This window comes from Devosia pacifica (assembly GCF_014652635.1).
Classification (GTDB): Bacteria; Pseudomonadota; Alphaproteobacteria; order Rhizobiales; family Devosiaceae; genus Devosia; species Devosia pacifica.
Genome location: NZ_BMZE01000002.1, coordinates 20,740 through 37,218, shown reverse-complemented (window position 1 = coordinate 37,218; position 16,479 = coordinate 20,740). Strand labels below are relative to the sequence as shown.

The 16,479-nt window shown below is 60.5% G+C and carries 15 protein-coding genes, 1 tRNA gene and 1 pseudogene; 10 read left to right on the top strand and 7 right to left on the bottom strand.

Going from position 1 to position 16,479, the window contains the following annotated elements:
• Nucleotides 1-10 precede the first annotated feature (10 nt).
• Entirely contained in the window at nucleotides 11-2,929 is a 2,919-nt protein-coding gene (gene polA, locus IE127_RS07275; protein WP_189424821.1) for a DNA polymerase I, read from the bottom strand.
• A gap of 196 nt (nucleotides 2,930-3,125) precedes the next feature.
• Here polA and IE127_RS07270 point away from each other — a divergent pair, with 196 nt between their 5' ends.
• Nucleotides 3,126-3,509 (top strand): response regulator, encoded by a 384-nt coding sequence (locus IE127_RS07270; protein ID WP_189424819.1) that lies wholly within the window; start codon nucleotides 3,126-3,128, stop codon nucleotides 3,507-3,509.
• Between the two features lie 96 nt (nucleotides 3,510-3,605).
• On the top strand, nucleotides 3,606-5,480 hold the full coding sequence (locus IE127_RS07265; RefSeq protein ID WP_308430302.1) for a PAS domain-containing protein: 1,875 nt from the start codon (nucleotides 3,606-3,608) through the stop codon (nucleotides 5,478-5,480).
• Here IE127_RS07265 and IE127_RS07260 read toward each other — a convergent pair.
• Nucleotides 5,477-5,818, bottom strand: a pseudogene (locus IE127_RS07260) (transglycosylase SLT domain-containing protein); the annotation flags it as partial. The gene IE127_RS07265 and the pseudogene IE127_RS07260 sit on opposite strands and share 4 nt — an antisense overlap.
• Before the next feature lie 298 nt (nucleotides 5,819-6,116).
• On the bottom strand, nucleotides 6,117-6,305 hold the full coding sequence (locus tag IE127_RS07255; protein WP_189424813.1) for a hypothetical protein: 189 nt from the start codon (nucleotides 6,303-6,305) through the stop codon (nucleotides 6,117-6,119).
• 150 nt (nucleotides 6,306-6,455) lie between these two features.
• Between IE127_RS07255 and IE127_RS07250 the strand changes: the two genes are divergently transcribed.
• Nucleotides 6,456-6,532, top strand: a tRNA-Arg gene (locus IE127_RS07250).
• On the opposite strand, the gene IE127_RS07245 is transcribed toward IE127_RS07250, so the two are convergent.
• Together IE127_RS07245 and IE127_RS07240 are read right to left on the bottom strand one after the other, a co-directional pair.
• Nucleotides 6,503-8,158 carry a recombinase family protein gene (locus tag IE127_RS07245; RefSeq protein WP_189424811.1) on the bottom strand — a complete coding sequence of 552 codons (1,656 nt, stop codon included), beginning with the start codon at nucleotides 8,156-8,158 and terminating at the stop codon, nucleotides 6,503-6,505. The genes IE127_RS07250 and IE127_RS07245 overlap by 30 nt on opposite strands.
• A gap of 5 nt (nucleotides 8,159-8,163) precedes the next feature.
• Nucleotides 8,164-8,421: a hypothetical protein gene (locus IE127_RS07240; RefSeq protein ID WP_189424809.1), complete on the bottom strand. Its 258-nt coding sequence runs from the start codon at nucleotides 8,419-8,421 to the stop codon at nucleotides 8,164-8,166.
• A 292-nt stretch (nucleotides 8,422-8,713) separates the two neighbouring features.
• Here IE127_RS07240 and IE127_RS07235 point away from each other — a divergent pair, with 292 nt between their 5' ends.
• Entirely contained in the window at nucleotides 8,714-9,358 is a 645-nt protein-coding gene (locus IE127_RS07235) for a DNA methyltransferase (RefSeq protein WP_189424807.1), read from the top strand.
• Nucleotides 9,359-9,495: 137 nt separating this feature from the next.
• Here the strand turns inward: IE127_RS07235 and IE127_RS07230 are convergent, their stop codons facing one another.
• Nucleotides 9,496-10,197 (bottom strand): helix-turn-helix domain-containing protein, encoded by a 702-nt coding sequence (locus IE127_RS07230; RefSeq protein ID WP_189424805.1) that lies wholly within the window; start codon nucleotides 10,195-10,197, stop codon nucleotides 9,496-9,498.
• 522 nt (nucleotides 10,198-10,719) lie between these two features.
• Between IE127_RS07230 and IE127_RS07225 the strand changes: the two genes are divergently transcribed.
• Complete coding sequence (locus IE127_RS07225; protein ID WP_189424804.1) at nucleotides 10,720-11,406, top strand: AAA family ATPase; 687 nt, start codon at nucleotides 10,720-10,722, stop codon at nucleotides 11,404-11,406.
• A gap of 1 nt (nucleotide 11,407) precedes the next feature.
• The gene (locus IE127_RS07220; protein ID WP_189424803.1) at nucleotides 11,408-11,770 is read left to right on the top strand and encodes a stability/partitioning determinant; all 363 of its coding nucleotides are present in this window, start codon (nucleotides 11,408-11,410) and stop codon (nucleotides 11,768-11,770) included.
• Here IE127_RS07220 and IE127_RS07215 read toward each other — a convergent pair.
• On the bottom strand, nucleotides 11,767-11,952 hold the full coding sequence (locus tag IE127_RS07215) for a hypothetical protein (RefSeq protein ID WP_189424802.1): 186 nt from the start codon (nucleotides 11,950-11,952) through the stop codon (nucleotides 11,767-11,769). The two genes, IE127_RS07220 and IE127_RS07215, sit on opposite strands and share 4 nt — an antisense overlap.
• A 563-nt stretch (nucleotides 11,953-12,515) precedes the next feature.
• On the opposite strand from IE127_RS07215, the gene IE127_RS07210 reads away from it, so the two are divergent.
• The 4 genes from IE127_RS07210 (at nucleotide 12,516) to IE127_RS07195 (ending at nucleotide 16,476) form a co-directional block, all read left to right on the top strand.
• A complete protein-coding gene (locus IE127_RS07210) occupies nucleotides 12,516-13,433 on the top strand; it encodes an ArdC family protein (RefSeq protein WP_189426042.1) in 918 nt (305 codons plus the stop codon).
• A gap of 136 nt (nucleotides 13,434-13,569) precedes the next feature.
• Complete coding sequence (locus IE127_RS07205; protein ID WP_026381710.1) at nucleotides 13,570-13,854, top strand: type II toxin-antitoxin system RelE/ParE family toxin; 285 nt, start codon at nucleotides 13,570-13,572, stop codon at nucleotides 13,852-13,854.
• A 17-nt stretch (nucleotides 13,855-13,871) separates the two neighbouring features.
• Nucleotides 13,872-14,189, top strand: a complete 318-nt coding sequence (locus tag IE127_RS07200) for a HigA family addiction module antitoxin (protein WP_189424801.1) — start codon at nucleotides 13,872-13,874, stop codon at nucleotides 14,187-14,189.
• Nucleotides 14,190-14,340: 151 nt separating this feature from the next.
• Nucleotides 14,341-16,476: a site-specific DNA-methyltransferase gene (locus tag IE127_RS07195; RefSeq protein ID WP_189424800.1), complete on the top strand. Its 2,136-nt coding sequence runs from the start codon at nucleotides 14,341-14,343 to the stop codon at nucleotides 16,474-16,476.
• Nucleotides 16,477-16,479: the final 3 nt, after the last annotated feature.

Genomic DNA, 16,479 nt, shown 5'->3' with positions numbered 1-16,479 from the left:
ACTCGGCGCTCTAGTGCGCCTCATCCCAGTTGCGTGCCGCGTGAGCCTCCACCTGTAACGGCACGCTGAGGCGGACTGCGGGATCTGCCGCGTTCTCCATCACCTGCCGGATCAGCGGGATGACGGTGTCCGCCGCGTCCTCGGCGACCTCAAATATCAGCTCGTCATGAACCTGCAGCAACATGTCCGCCGCAAGCCCGGCCTGCTCAAGCGCCGGTTCCATACGGATCATCGCCCGCCTGATAATGTCGGCGGCAGACCCTTGAATCGGCGCGTTGATCGAGGCGCGCTCGACGAAGCTGCGTTCGGCCGGATTGCGCGAGTTGGCATTTGGGAACTGGATGCGGCGGCCAAATACGGTTTGCACGAAACCTTGGGCTTTCACGGCTTGCTTTTGATGTTCCATGTAATCGCGAATGCCCGGGAAGCGCTCGAAATAGGTCTTGATGTAGTCCCCCGCTTCCGAGCGCGGGATGCCGAGCTGATTGGATAGGCCAAAAGCCGAAATACCGTAGATGATCCCGAAATTGATCGCCTTGGCGCGCCGCCTGACATCTGATGGCATGCCTTCAAGCGGCACATGGAACATCTCCGAGGCGGTCATGGCATGGATGTCGAGGCCCTCTTCAAACGCGTCCTTGAGCGCCTGGATGTCGGCGATATGAGCAAGGATGCGCAATTCGATCTGCGAATAGTCGGCGGAGATCAGAAGCTTGCCGGGCTCCGAGACGAACGCCGAGCGAATCTTGCGGCCGTCTTCCGAGCGGATCGGGATGTTCTGCAGGTTCGGCTCGTTCGAGGACAGTCGCCCGGTCAGCACGGAAGACTGGTTATAGGAGGTGTGAACGCGGTTGGTCCGGGCGTTGATGTATTCGGGCAGGGCGTCGGTATAGGTGCCTTTCAGCTTCGTCAGGCCCCGCCAGTCGACGATCACCTTGGGCAGGGGCGCGCTCTCTCGGGCGGCAAGTTCCTCGAGAAGTCCGGCACCTGTCGACCATTGTCCGGACTTGGTCTTGGTGCCGCCCGAAAACCCGAGCTTGCCGAACAAAATCTCGCCCAGCTGCTTGGGCGAGCCGAGATTGAAGCGCTCGCCCGCCAGTTCATGGGCTTCCGCTTCGAGTGCCGCCGCACGCTGCGCGAATTCGCCGGACAATCGGGCAAGGATCTGCCGGTCAACGGAGATACCGCGCGCCTCCATGCGCGCGAGCACTGGCGCCAGCGGACGCTCGAGAGTCTCATAGATCGTCACTGCGTTTTCCGGCACTAGCCGTGCCTTGAGCACGTGCCAAAGGCGCATGGTGGTGTCGGCATCCTCCGCCGCATAGCGCGTGGCGTCGGCGATCGGCACCTGGGCAAAGGTGAGCTGATTGCGCCCACTGCCGATGAGGTCCTTGATCGGAATGCCGGCATGCTCGAGCCAGTGCGTCGACAGCTCCGTCATTGTGTTGAATTGCGGGCCATCGAGGGCATAGGAGAGCAATAAAGCGTCGTCATAGCCGTTGACCGGGAGCCCGTAGCGCATCAGCACGCCGGCATCGAATTTGTAGTTGTGAAAGATCTTGAGAATGGAGGGATCGGCCAATAGCGGCTGCACCAGTTCGATCGCCTGGCGCATGTCCATCTGGCCCTCGGCAAGCCCGCCGCCGAACATATCGCTGTCGCCATCGAGGTGCCCGAGCGGCAGGTACGCGGCTTCACCAGGGCGGACGCAAAGCGACAACCCCACAAGGTCGGCACTCTGATTATCGAGCCCACTGGTTTCGGTATCTATGGCCACTCGCCCTTCGGTGCGCGCCGCTTCGATCCATTTTTCGAGATCGGCGCGCTCCGCGATGACAGTGTAGGCATCCGTGTTGAACGGAATGGCTTTGATACGCTGATGAACTGATGCGGCATGCAGGACCGCCGGCGCCTCGTCGCGTCCTTGCGCTTCGAACCGGGCCGCGCGTGCTTCCGTCCTCGCTGCATTATCAAATCCGACCGCATTTGCCGGTGCCGCCGCATATGCGGGATCGGCCTCGAACGCATCGGGATCGGCATCGAGCAGCCCCCCAAGACGGCGAACGATGGTCTGAAACTCCATGGCCTTGAGGAACGGGAACAGGCTGGCGGGTGGTATTGGCTGGCGCGCCAGAGCGTCGACTTCTAGCGGTAGGGGCACATCCTGATTGAGCGTGACCAACTGCTTGGAAACGCGTGCCAGCTCGGCATTGTCGATGAGCTTTTGCCGCCGTGCCGGCTGCTTGATCTCTTCAGCGCGAGCCAACAAGGTTTCGAGATCGCCATAGGTGTTGATCAACTCCGCGGCGGTCTTCACGCCAATTCCGGGCACGCCGGGGACGTTGTCGACGCTGTCGCCGCACAGAGCCTGAACGTCGATCACCTTGTCCGGCGTCACCCCGAACTTCTTGCGAACCTCCTCAAGTCCGATCCAACGCATAGGCGGCTGCCCGGGGCGCGGGACCGTGTCGAGCATGCGGACGCGCTCCTCAGGGTCGATCAGCTGCATCAGATCCTTGTCCGAGGAGACGATGGTGACCCGACCGCCGTCACGGGCGACGCGGCAGGCATAGGTGGCGATGATATCGTCGGCCTCCCAACCCTCGAGTTCGATCGAGGGGATGCCGAACGCCTTCGTTGCCGCGCGTGTCAGCGGAAACTGCGGCACAAGGTCTTCGGGTGCCGGCGGGCGATGCGCCTTGTAGTCGGGGTAGAGCTCATTGCGGAAAGTCTCGCCGGAAAAGTCGAAGATCACCGCCATATGCGTCGGTGCGTCGTCGCCCTTGAGATCCTCGGTGAGCTTGAACAGCATGTTGCAGAAACCGGAAACGCATCCCACCGGCAGCCCGTCGGATTTGCGCGTCAGCGGCGGCAGGGCATGATAGGCGCGGAAAATGTATGCCGATCCGTCGACGAGCAGCAGATGCATGAAGTACGATTCCCTTGGCTGACACCTGCGGACCATAAATCATCACTATGGTGTCATGCACGCATTTTGGGCTGGCACAATTTCGCCTCGTCTGATTGTTATGCATAACGAAATTGTGTGTGTGGGGCACACGAGCAGAATTCGACTTTGGCCTTGCTAGCGGGTGCGCGGCCTTGCCTGACCGGAGATAAGACGGGTGTTGAACACGACCGAGCGCTCGGTGGAAGCCACTATTTTGGTGGTGGATGACGATGCGCTGATTGCAATGAATACCGTGGACATGCTTGAAAGTCTCGGCCACCGCGTACTTGAGGCTTACTCCGGCCAGCAGGCGTTGGAAATATTGGCCAAAGAGCAGGTCAACGCCGTGATCACCGACTATTCAATGCCGGGAATGACCGGAATAGAGCTGGCGCACAAGGCGCGCGAGATGCAGCCGCATGTCGCGATTCTGCTGGCGACAGGGTATTCAGAGTTGTCTGAAGACCCCGATGACGCATTCCCGCGCCTCGAAAAACCGTTCGACGAACGGCGGTTGGTTGAAGTCATCGCGCGTGTGCTGGATCAGCCGAAAGGCTAGACTGACGGCGATTTACGCCGCGACCTCTTTGCTCTAGAATTTTCGGTGATTTTGCGCCGCCATGGCGTCCCCGGCTAGTGTCCGGTTTCGGAGGTCATCCTGTTTCGCGCACTGAATCCTGAAGGGGTCGATCTCGCCGGGCTGTTCAACGCCTCGCCCAATCCGTATGTCATCCTTGACACTCGGCTTGTGATCATCGGGTGCAACGACGCGTATCTCAATGTTGTCGGCCGCCCGAGCCGCGAGGACGTTGTCGGAAGGCCCATGTTCGAGGCATTCCCGAGCCCTACAGACAGTCCTAGTTACAAGCTTCTCAAGGCCTCGTTCGATAAGGTGCTCGAGTCTCAGCGCCCTGACCAGATCGCGCTGATACCCTACGATACCTCTCTTCCTGACGAGCCTGCGAAGATGCGTTACTGGAGCGCGACGCACACGCCCTTGTTCGATACGGACGGGCACTTTTTCGGTATCTTGCAACACACCGTCGATATTACAGAACTGCAGGAGTTGCGCGCAGAATATGATGCGCGCCAGTCAGCGGCTCAGGCGGGACTTCTCGGCCGTGCTCGCGCGGTGCAAAACGAAAACCTTGCGCTCGCTGTCGAGGCCGACCGGCTGCGTAGTCTGTTCGTCCAGGCACCAAGCTTCATGGCGGTACTGCGCGGCCCAGAACACATATTCGAGATGACGAATGACGCCTATATGAGGCTGGTTGGCGCGGATCGTCCATTGATCGGTCGACGGCTCGCAGAGGCCCTGCCCGAGGTTGTGGATCAGGGGTTCGAGGCGTTGCTCGAGCAGGTGAGGCAGACCGGAGAACCCTATATCGGGCGCGGCGTGCAAATTGCCCTTGCCAAACACGCCGATGGCGAGCTGGAGCAGGCCTATCTCGACTTCATCTACGCCCCGCTTCGTGATGCTGATGGTGCGGTGACCGGCGTGTTCGTGCAGGGGCACGACATTACCGAGCAGAAGCTGGCCGAGCAGGCACTGACCCGCCAGAGCGAAATGCTGCAACTGGCTCAGGAAGCCGGTGGCGTCGGAACGTTCGAATGGGACCTTGAAAAAGATCTTCTATATGGGTCGCCGCAATTCTGGCGCCTCTATGGAGTCGAGCCGCGCATAGAGCCTATGGCGGTGGAACACTTTGAGCAGCTGGTGCATCCGGAGGATCGGCCTCGGCTCGCTTCCCAGAACCGCGATCAGCTTGTTGAGGGCCCGCAAAAGGCCGAGTACCGAGTTTTGACGAACTCCGGCGTCCGCTGGATCGGCAGACAGGCACGCGTTCATGTAGACGATTCCGGACGGGCCGTACGTGTCTTCGGTGCGGCGCATGACCTGACGGAACGCAAGGCGTTCGAGGAACGGCTCGAGATTATCGCCGGAGAGAGCGCGCACCGGGTCAAGAACATGCTCACCATGGTGCAGGCCATCGTCAGCCAGACGCTGCGCGGCGCAACCGATATGGCCAGCGCCCGCGTGACCATTAATGACCGGCTGGCGGCGCTCGGGCAGGCGCAGGATTCGCTCGGGCAGACGAGTGCGAAGAGTGCGGACCTTGAGGACGTGGTCAAAAAGGCCCTTGCCTTGCACAGCGATACATTCGGCCGGCTCGAGATATCCGGAGATCCGGTGCGCGTGAGTGCGGAGGCGGTGCTAGGACTGGGTCTCATGCTGCACGAACTGGCGACCAATGCCGTGAAGTACGGTGCGCTGAGTGCCCCTGACGGCCGGGTTGCGGTGGCTTGGAAACATCAATCCGATGGCAAGGTTGTGCTGACATGGCTTGAGAGTGGCGGCCCCGCCGTGCAGCCTCCGCAAAGGGTTGGATTCGGCTCGCGCCTTATCGAGCGGGGGCTGAATCGCACTGAGGGACAAAGCGTTGATCTCGAATATGCCGAGACGGGCGTAGTCTGTACGATCAAGCTGAACCCGGTTGACGACATGCCATCGCCAGCCCACCCTGGCTAGCGAAGGCCGGTGGCCTCCAGCAGGCCCATGCGTTTGGCATCATAGTAATAGCCCGACGCATAAAACCGGACGGCCCTGTCCTGATTGCCCTGCGCGACCATATAGGCACCGGCAAGGTACTTCACAGCATAACGCAGATTGGTTTCCGCATCGAGCAGCCCCGATGCTTCGCCACGATAACCCATGCTCACAGCTGTATCGTGTCGGATCTGCATGAGCCCCCAATGGGCTCCGTTACGCGCCTTGGGATTGTAATTACTCTCGCGAACGATGACGCGCCGGACCAGAGACTCCGGGACCTCGTAATGATCAGAATAGTGTCTGATCAGGCCATCGAGCCCGCCGCTCGAACTGTCTGCATATGCGCTGACTGCCGAAGCCAGAGGAACTGAAGACGACTCAGGAACTGCCGCCGAGGGCTTTGCCGTGAGTGCTGCGACTGCTGTCGAGGCCTTGGGCGTGATAGCGCCAATTGAGCATCCGCAAAGCAGGATGCTCCCTGAGACCATTAAAATACCGAAGCCGAGGCGATTGACGCGCATAAGCGGCCTCCCAAGCAGAAACGAAAATCGTCGAAGCCATTATGGTGACAATAGGGCGTCGATAAGGCAAGCAGCAAACCGCCACAAGCTGGCTTCAGGCTTCGCGCTCTGCACGGTCGAGTTCCGCTTCCAGCGCCACCAGATCCTCGGGCAAGGGCATGCCTGTCGCACGCATCTGATTCAGGCGCTCGCGAATCATGGCATGCAATTCGTGCATGTCCTCGGGCCGGTCGGCCACCTGATCCAGCAAGGTATCGATTTCGGTCCGATAGTCGTTCGCCATTCCGCTTGCTGCCTCTTATTCTTTCAGATCACCAACAACGCTGTTGGCGTCGTTGAAGATCCGGCATGCGAGAGCATGAATCTCTCTCGATAACCCGTTGCACCGCGACCTCGCTTTGAGTACGGTGCGCGCCTAGCAAAGGTCTATTTTGCACCCGTAGCTCAGCTGGATAGAGCGCTGCCCTCCGAAGGCAGAGGTCACAGGTTCGAATCCTGTCGGGTGCGCCACTTCCGAACAAAACTGGGCACTCCAGCCGGAGCGGCCCCTTCCCCCATCACCAGGCGCTCAAGAATGGTCCGCCGGCCGTGAATGCGGATTTCGTCGTCATCCACTTCGACATTGTCAATCATGGCGCGCAGCCACGCGCGGCGGAAGGGAATCGGGCCATCGGTGACATTGGTGCGCATGACTTCGACAAATGCCGCGATCTTGTCCGCTGTGATACGCGCCTCGGGCCGTAGTTCGGCGACCGCGCGGTCGAAGGCTACCTGTGCAATGTCCCGTTCGGTCCTGATCGTCTCAATACGGTCCTTAAGCGTGGGGTCGGCCGGATCGGCGACTCCGTTCTCGATCGCCTGATAGAGCCGCTTGAGCCGGTCTTCGGCATCCGTCAGCTTTCCCCTTAGCATCGTCAGACGTCGGCCATGATCGGCATCGCGCGCTGTCTGCCGTTCCAGCAGGCCCGCCAGCAGCGCCTCGACCCGTTCCGGTGTCAGCAGGTGGTCGGCCAGTCGCTCCGTAACCGCCGTATCGAGCTTGTCCATGGGGATCGCGCGCCCCTTGCAGGCCGATTTGCCCTTCTGCGCACAAGTAGCGCAGGCATAGTAGCGATAGCGCCCCGATTTGCCGGTGCGCAGCGTCATGCCCCCGCCACAGCTCGCACAGGTCGCAAGCCCCGTCAGCAGGATCGGCCCGGTGACGGTACGCGGTGCGGTGGATTTGGGATTGCGGGCCTTGAGCTGCGCCTGGACAGCGTCGAACGTCTTTGCATCGATAATCGGATCGACCGGCACGACAATTTGCTCCGCCACCGGCTTTTCCTCTCGCGTCTTCCATACCTTGCGGTTGAAGCGATGCTCGCCCTTGTAGGTGGTGCTGGTAATGAGCTTGTGCAGCGGGCCTATCCCCCAACGCGCCCCGCGCCGCGTCCGATAGCCGTGGTCGTTGAGCCATGTCGCTGCCGCTTTAACGCCCATCGGTCCGGACGTGCCGTCCCCTTCCCTGAAGAGCTTGAAGATAAGCCGCACAACTTCGGATTCGACCGGATCGATCGCGAGCTTCTTCTTGGTCTTCGCACCCCGCTGTTCGGCGGCAACGATCGCATAGCCATAGGGCGCCGCCGCGCCGTTCCAAAACCCCTGCCGCGCGTTCTCCTGCATGGCGCGGAGGACGTGCTTGCCGTTTTCCTTGGACTGGTACTCGTCAAACAGCGCAAAGACCTGCCGGACCATGACGCTCATCGGATCATCGCCGAGGTCTTGCGTGATGCTGACAAGGCGAATGCCGTGCTTGCGGAACCGCCGTACATGGTATTCCAGCGCAAAGTGGTCACGGGCGAAGCGGCTGAAACTGTGCACGACAACGGCATCGAACGGCGCATCTCCAGCCGTGGCCATGTCTAATAGACGCTGGAGCTGCGGCCGGTTGTCGTCCGTGCCGGACAGGCCGGCATCAACGAACTCCGCGGCCACTTCCCAGCCCCGCGCTGCGCAGAAGGCCGCCAGTTGCCGCCTCTGGTCCGGGATCGATAGATCGCTTTCCGCCTGTCTGCCGGTCGATACGCGCATGTAGAGCGCTGCACGGTGCGGCGAATTTTGCGAATCCGGTGAGGCGGCGTGGTCAGGGCGGGCCATCGCGGTCACTTTCGGCTGACAGTCTTGGCGGCGGGATGACTTAGCTTAGCGTGATTATGACAAGTCGTTAAGCCGGTATTCGGCGCACTGCTGCTGTCGTCTGGGCAGCCGTTCAGGATCGCGCGCAACTGCCCGCCGAGAAACGCTTCGATGACATCCAGCTCGGCATCTGTCACCGGCATGTCTTCCGGCAAATCATCGACAACGCGGCGGCCGGTTTCATCCGGCGGCGGAGGTCCAGCACTGTGAAGATCGGTGCGCATGGTGCGACCATGCGGAACCACCGTCCAGAAAGATTGCCCACAAACTGGTCACACTGCACGCAGCCGCCGGCACAGCCGGCGGGCGCGAAGCGGTATAGCCGTGTTCCCTCCTCCTCCGATCGCGCTTTCCGACCAATCCGCTTATGGCAGGCACGGCCACCACCGCAACGGCGCGCCCGCTCCATTCGGCCCCTGGCCTCCCGTGTAAGCCGTTTCCCTCCGGTGCGGCGGCGTCCTCGCGCGCCTGCCCTGTCCAGCGTCTCGAAAACGCATAAACGACAGGAGTTTTGACATGAAACAGGCCATACCGCTTCGCAACAAAATCGTGCAGGGTGACTGCATAGACATCATGGGCAACATGCCTGCCCGATCGGTGGATTTCATCCTCACCGATCCGCCTTACCTCGTCCGCTATCAGGACCGCACAGGCCGCCGCCTGATCAACGACGACAACGCCGAGTGGCTGGCGCCGGCCGCCGCGCAGATGTATCGGGTTCTCAGGAACGACAGCCTCTGCGTCAGCTTCTATGGCTGGACCCAGACAGACCGTTTCATCACAGCCTGGCGCGCCGCCGGCTTCCGCATCGTCGGGCACCTCGTCTTCCGCAAGCGCTATGCTTCGAAGGCGCGCTTCGTCAGCTACATGCACGAATCCGCCTATGTTCTGGCCAAAGGCCGCCCGGCATTGCCGGCCAATCCCCCCGCGGATGTGATCGACTGGGTCTATACCGGCAACCACCTGCACCCGACGCAAAAACCCACCGCGATCCTGAAACCTCTGATCGAGGCGTTCTGCCCGCCTTGCGGCATTGTGCTGGACCCGTTCTGCGGTTCCGGTTCGACCCTCGCCGCCGCGCGCGCATCCGGTCGCGCCTTTATCGGCATCGAGCTGGATCATGGGTATTTCCACATGGCAGGCAACCGCATGGCGGCGTGAGCCACCGGCCTATGCCAAGGATCGTCCGTGATGCCGTTTGGTGCTGGCCCGGCCAAAACCCTCCCCTGAAAAGCAATACCGCACTCTCCGCCCCGCATACGGGCCGGAATCGCCATTGGTGTTGCCAAGGGTGGCGGTCAGGTAAGGGCGATCGGCGGCATTCCAGCGAGCGGGTTTGTTTTCATAAAAGAGCGGAAGACGCCGTCCATGCAGCGCATGGCCCATTGCCCGACCGGGATCTGTGGGCACAGACCCTTAGTATAACCTCTGAAGCTATATTTCTGTGACTCCACTGTCGCCCCTGGCTTCCGGGCGCTGTCGGGCCATTTCTCCCGATGGTGGCGGGCGATCAGCCGGTCGCACAGATGCACAACCAATCCGACACACAGGCGCGAGCGCGCGCCGGCGACCACATGAACTGCAATATAGCCCTCGCTCTCCAACTGGCGCAGATAGCGCTGCACCGTCCGCCGGCAGCGGCCGAGCGCACGCGCCAGGTAGGTCACCGTCACGACCAGTGACCGCTCTTCCCGGTTCCTGCGATAAGTGATTTCCGCGAGCTTGCGGGCGCAGCGTCGCGCACCATCGCAAAGATTGGGATCGTTCTCCAGGAGCGCCGACAGCTCAGGCACATAGGCGCCGGTATCCATCGGCGCTGCACGATGCTCCATCCGTGGCGCGGCATAGCGATGGCAGGTTTGCAGTGAGCGGCGCCGCCGCTCCTGATCGACAGGTTGGACCGGTGCCGGCCTTGGCGGACGCCCTTCGACTATTCGGCTTTTCAGCTTCTTGTGCGCCTCAATCAGAGCGCGCTGTTGTTCGGCAGATTGCGCAGTCACGATTCTCCTCCTCTCAATTGCAGAGAAGCCGCCAAAAATCAGGACGCACAAAATCATCGCAAAAAAGACTTGCGGTGATCATCGTATTCTGAGATATTTGGATTGTTCAGATCACAAATACCAAGTTTTTAGTGCGACCCGCCTCTGGCGGGTTTCTCTTTTTTATAGCATGTATTTCCTCATTATTATGAAAATAACTTTGGCGGCCTGACGAAAGACCGACCTGAATTGTCGGCAATGTGCCACTTCATGGCAAGTCTATTATGACAGCGCCCTGTTTGCGCGGCCTCACCGGTTCTATCTATGAAGTGTAGGGACGGAAAGGCGCCGAATCGTTTGGGCTCTTGTAACTTAGCGCGTTGTATTGGTAGCTACTGGCTAGCTATCAAGTAGCTAGCCAGTAGCTATTCGATAGTTATCCAGTAGCTATCGGATATGTTTCAAATAGCTTTTTGTTATTGGGTAGCTATCTGGTATTTTTACAGGGAAGTATTGCTAAACACCTTTCCCTGTGAGGCATTCATGCCTGTTATTTCTTTTGCCAATCCCAAAGGCGGCGCCGGAAAAACCACATCGGCCCTGTTGCTTGCCGGCGAGCTTGCCGCCAAGGGGGCGCGGGTCGCCATCATCGATGCCGATCCCGAGCGCTGGATTTCCCAGTGGGCCAAGCTGCCGGGCAAGCCGGACAATGTCGAGATCATCGGTGATGTCACTGAAGACTCGATCGTCGACCATATCGACAAGGCCGCACGTACCGCGCAATTTGTCATTGTCGATCTGGAGGGTACGGCGAGCCTTATGGTGGCCAATGCCATCGGCATGTCGGACCTGGTTCTGATTCCGACGCAGGGCGCATCAATGGATGCCAAGGGCGCCGCCAAGACCATCCGGCTCATCCGCAACCAGGAGCGCATGGCGCGCCGTTCCATATCCCACGCCATCCTGCTGACACGCACCAGCGCCGCGATCGCGTCGCGCGCTTTGCGCAATGTCCGCGACCAGCTCGACAAAGCCGGTATCGAGGTACTGGATACATCGATCGTTGAGCGCGCCGCATTCCGCGACCTGTTCGATTTTGGCGGCTTGCTGACGGACCTTTCGACCGATCAGGTGTCGAATGTAGAGAAGGCGCGGGACAATGCTCGCGCCTTTGCCGGGGAAGTGATTGCGAAGCTCAAAGCTGGCGGCCTAGCCGCAAAGGTGGCCTGATATGGACAAGCAACGCGCCGACTTGGGCTTTGCCGACGCTCTTGACGAGTTTGACCCCGCCGATTGGTTGCCGACCTCTCCCTCTGTGAATGACAGGCTGCCCGCCGCAGAGTCGACCAAGGCCGCAGAAGTATCAGGCTTCCGCAGCCGCGAGCCAAAGGTTCCTGCGCCTGCGGCGAAGCCTTCTGAGCCGCCGCGGCGGCGGCGCACGGGCCGCAATGCGCAGTTCAACTTGAAAGCCCGTCCCGAGACGATCGAAGCCTATTGTGCGATCGCCGACAGCCAGGGCTGGGGTCTGGGCGAGACACTTGAATATGCCGTGGCGCTCCTTGAGCGCGAATACCCGCCAAAGGGCGGGGGCTAACGCCCCCGACCCGGTCCCACTGCTATCGCGCGGGATATGTTTTCCAGCGTGGCCAGGTTGTTCCGGCGCTCCGGTGTACCGGTGGCGGTGCGCGCCAGGGCCAGTGTCGCCTGCCGGAAGAGGGCACGCAGTTCGGCTTCAGTGCGGGATTGCAGTTCGGCGATGGTCATCAGCTTGTTCATCTTCGTCTCCTCCTTGTTGACGAGGCCCCGGTCATCAGAGCCATTCCGTGCTTACCCCCACACACAATCGGCACCGGAATGGATCGCTATGACTGGCGGTCGAAGACGCTGGTGGAAGAGAAGGGGACGGGCTGTGCCCCGTCGTCAGGTCTGAAGTTCCCCTGAAGTTTGAGATGCGGGCGCATCCGGCAAGCCGGATCGGGCTATAGGCGCCGCGGCGCCCCGAACCCCGAAGCGTCGGGTTTCGGCCATGCGGTCACTATCCCTTGCGCGAAAGAGAAGAGGGGCCGGGCGGGCTTGCCCGCCTTCGGCCGGCGGTGCGGGCGTTGCCCGCATCATTGCGTTTGGAAGAGGGGCCTGCGGCCCCGTTTGGCAGTCAAGGCTTTCATCCTCCGCTGACGCTGCGGACGCCGCCGGGGCGTTCCCCAGCCTTCCGCACTGCGTTTGTGCAGGCCGGGTGATCCCCCTTTCCCCGGCGGCGGCCCTGACAGCCGCCACCCCGCTCATTGCCGCTCCGGCTAGTCGGGTTGCATGCGCAACCCGCTTTCAAAGGAGAAAGGCAAATGAAAACCGATATTTATCAACGTGTGACCGATCAGATCGTGGCGGAGCTGGAGAACGGCGTGCGGCCATGGCTCAAGCCGTGGAACGCCGAACATGCCGTCGGGCGCATTACCCGTCCGCTGCGCGCCAATGGCGTTGCCTATCGTGGAATTAATATCCTGATGCTCTGGGCGTCCGCCGTGGAAAAGGGCTTCGCCGCGCCGCTATGGCTGACCTACAAGCAGGCGCAGGAGCTGGGCGGGCAGGTGCGGAAGGGCGAGAAGGGGAGTCCCGTCGTCTATGCCAATACCATCACCAGAACCGAGCAGGACGCCGACACTGGCGAGGATGTCGAGCGCAACATCCCGTTCATGAAAGCCTATACGGTTTTCAACGCCGAGCAGGTGGACGGGCTGCCGGCGCATTTCTACGCCATGCAGGAGCCGGCCCTTGATCCCGTGGCGCGGATCGAGAAGGCGGAGACGTTCTTTGCCGCAACCCGTGCCGATATTCGCCATGGCGGCAATCAGGCCTATTACGCCATCGGCGAGGACCGCGTGCAGATGCCGCCCTTTGAAGCCTTCCGCGATGCCGAAAGCTACTATGCGACCCTCGCGCACGAGCTGACCCACTGGACGCGCCACCCGACCCGGCTGGATCGCAGCTTTGGCCGCAAGACATGGGGCGATGAAGGCTATGCGAAAGAGGAACTGGTCGCCGAGCTGGGCGCGGCCTTCCTGTCGGCCGATCTGGGCTTGACCCCGGAGCCGCGCGCGGATCACGCCAGCTATATCGCCTCATGGCTGAAGGTGCTGAAAGATGACAAGCGGGCGATCTTCACCGCCGCAGCCCATGCGCAGCGCGCCGCCGATTACCTGATCGGCTTGCAGCCCCAAGCCGCAGCGATCGAACCGGAAGAGCAGGAGGCCGCCGCGTGAGAGGCGGCCCTTGCCGCCAAGGGGAGGGGGGTAAAATTCGGCGTCCGCCTGGGGCGGACGCCGGGTCGCTTGCAGGCAAGCGGGCGGAAATTGACGTTTGACGTACAACGTCAATTTGGTGTATGCTCAAGGAAGCATGATTCAGAGCTATCGGGACAAAAAGACGGAGCTGTTTGCGGCAGGGGAGTTCGTCAAAGCCTTTCAGGGTTTTGAAGCCCAGGCCGCGCGCAGGCTATCGGTCCTCAATGCTGCCCCGTCGCTCGACACGCTCCGCGCTCTGCCGGGCAACCGGCTGGAGGCCCTGAAAGGCGATCGTGCCGGGCAGTATTCCATTCGCATCAATCAGCAATGGCGCATCTGCTTCGAGTGGCCGGCCGGCGAACCCGGACCGAGCAATGTTGAAATCGTGGACTATCACTGAGGAAAGGAGATCAGGCCATGTTTATGAGAGCTGTTCACCCCGGCGAAGTCCTCAAGGACGAGCTGGACGCCGCCGGCATTACGCCGACCGAGTTCGCGCGCCAGATCGACGTGCCGCCAAACCGTGTCTCGCAGATCATCGCCGGCAAGCGCGCGATTACCGGCGATACGGCGCTGCGGTTTGGTCACTGGTTCGGTACCGACCCGCAGTTCTGGCTCAACCTGCAAGCCCAGCACGAGCTGGCTATCGCTGACCAGGAAACCGGTGACGCTATCCGGCACCTGCCGACAAGGGCCGCGCACGCATCCGGCGGCAGCCAGCCGCGCCTTGGCTAGACTGCGTGTGGATAGTCCTGCACAAGCAGATATTTGAGGGTGCGGCTTCGATCCGAAATGCTTAGGCTCGGATTCCGGGGGCAGATACACCTGAACAAACGTAAGAAGCGCCGTTGTATTGGCGACGGAATGACAAAAAAGGGGGCAATACTTGTCGCGTTTAACCGACTTGATCGCACAGGCAAAAGCCAAGGACGCCGAGCTTGGCCGTGAGCTGGAGCGCGAATTCAAGGTGCTGTCCGAACGCCGGTCATTCGGCCTCAATTTCGAGCGCCACCGCCCCGAGAGCGTGGAACTTCCGGGCCGGCCTGTGCGGAAGGGTGACAAGGTGCGTGTGCTGCCGCCGCGCGGTTCAACCGGAAAAGGCGATCAGCGGCTTTGGAAGGTTGTCGGCTTCGCGCGCGAGAAGGGTGCGAGGCTGGCGCGGTTAGAAATGCTGGGCGTCGCTGAACCGGAGACCACATCGGTCACCGTAGAGGATTTGGTCGTCGTCGCGGAATTCCGTGATTACATCTATCCTGGCCTAATCAGCACGGGACGGGTAGAGCGAGGCGGTGACAAGCCGTTCCATACAGTCATCAACGGTGAAAATTTCCATGCCCTTGAAGCGCTGACCTACACACATCGTGGAATGATCGATGTTATATATATCGACCCACCTTATAATACTGGCGCTCGGGATTGGAAATACAATAACAATTATGTCGGCGATGATGACTTGTATCGCCATTCAAAGTGGCTTGCCTTCATGGAGAGGCGCCTTAAAGTTTCACGCGAGCTACTAAACAGCGAAGCGTCGGCTCTTATTATTACTATAGACGAAAAAGAGTGTCTTCGCTTAGGGCTTCTTCTTGAGCAAGTATTTCCTGATGCGCGCATCCAAATGATTTCGACGTCCATCAATCCGGCGGCGCAAGCGCGAAGCGGCTCTTTCGCTCGTATTGATGAGTATATCTTTGTAGTGATGATCGGTGAGATTGCCCCCGAGCGTCTTCCCTTGAGCAGAGACTGGGTCAGTTCCAAAGGCCGTACGCATACCGGGCGAGCACGTTGGGACTTGCTCCGTCGTTCGGGTACTGCGGCTCAGAGGAAGGATTCTCCGGGCGGATTCTATGCGATCTACGTTGATCCAGAAAGCAAGGCGATTGTCGATATTGGCGAGCCTCTTGCGACAGGGGTCTCTGTCCCTGATCCTGGGCCTTCAGGCAGTGTACCAGTCCTCCCGATCCGAAAAGATGGCTCAGAAGGGCGCTGGCAGGTGGCCCCCGAAACATTGCGAAGCTATCACGCAGAAGGCCGAGTTAAGATAGGCGGAGATCACGAAAAAGGATTTACGGTCTATTACTTGAAGCCGGGCGAGTGGAAAAAAGTTCAAAGTGGTGAGTATGAGGCCTTGGGGATTGGACCGGACGGATCATTGATCCTTTCCGAGAATGAAACCTCGAACGAGAACGTTCTCGCAATTCCTTCGACACAATGGTCAATACCGTCGCACGATGCGACGCAGTACGGAAGCCGGTTGCTCATAAAGCTGATCCCCCAAAGGCGCTTTCCGTTCCCGAAAAGCCTTTATGCGGTTGAAGATGTTTTGAGATTCTTCGTGTCGAGTAGAAGGAGTGCCAAAGTCTTGGACTTCTTCAGCGGCTCTGGCACCACTGCCCACGCCGTCATGCGGCTCAACCGGCAGGATGGCGGGCGGCGGCAGTGCATCTCGGTTACCAACAACGAGGTTGCAGCCGACGAACAGGCGGCGTTGCGCAAGGCGGGCCTGCGAGCCGGTGATGCGGAATGGGAGAAACTCGGCATCTGCGACTACATCACCAAGCCCCGCATCGCGGCGGCGATCACCGGCAAGACCCCCGAGGGCGAGGACATCGAGGGCGACTACAAATTCACCGATGAATTTCCGATGGCCGAAGGTTTTGAGGAGAACGCCGAGTTTTTCACGCTGACCTACGAAACGCCGGTCGCTGTTAGCCACAATCGCGCTTTTGCTCGGATAGCACCGTTGCTCTGGATGCGTGCTGGCAGTGAGGGCAAAAGGATCGACGCCATCCCGGCAAGTGGATGGGCCGTGGCCGACACCTACGGGCTACTGACCGATCTGGACACAACGACCGCGTTCTGCAAAGCGGTCGCGTCCAAGGGCACCATTCGGATCGCGTACATCGTGACGGACGATGAGCGACGCTTTCAGGCGGTGGCGCGTCACCTGCCCGATGCCGTCGAACCCGTGCGGCTTTACGAGTCGTACCTGACCAACTTTAGATTTTCGATGGGGCGGTAGGTC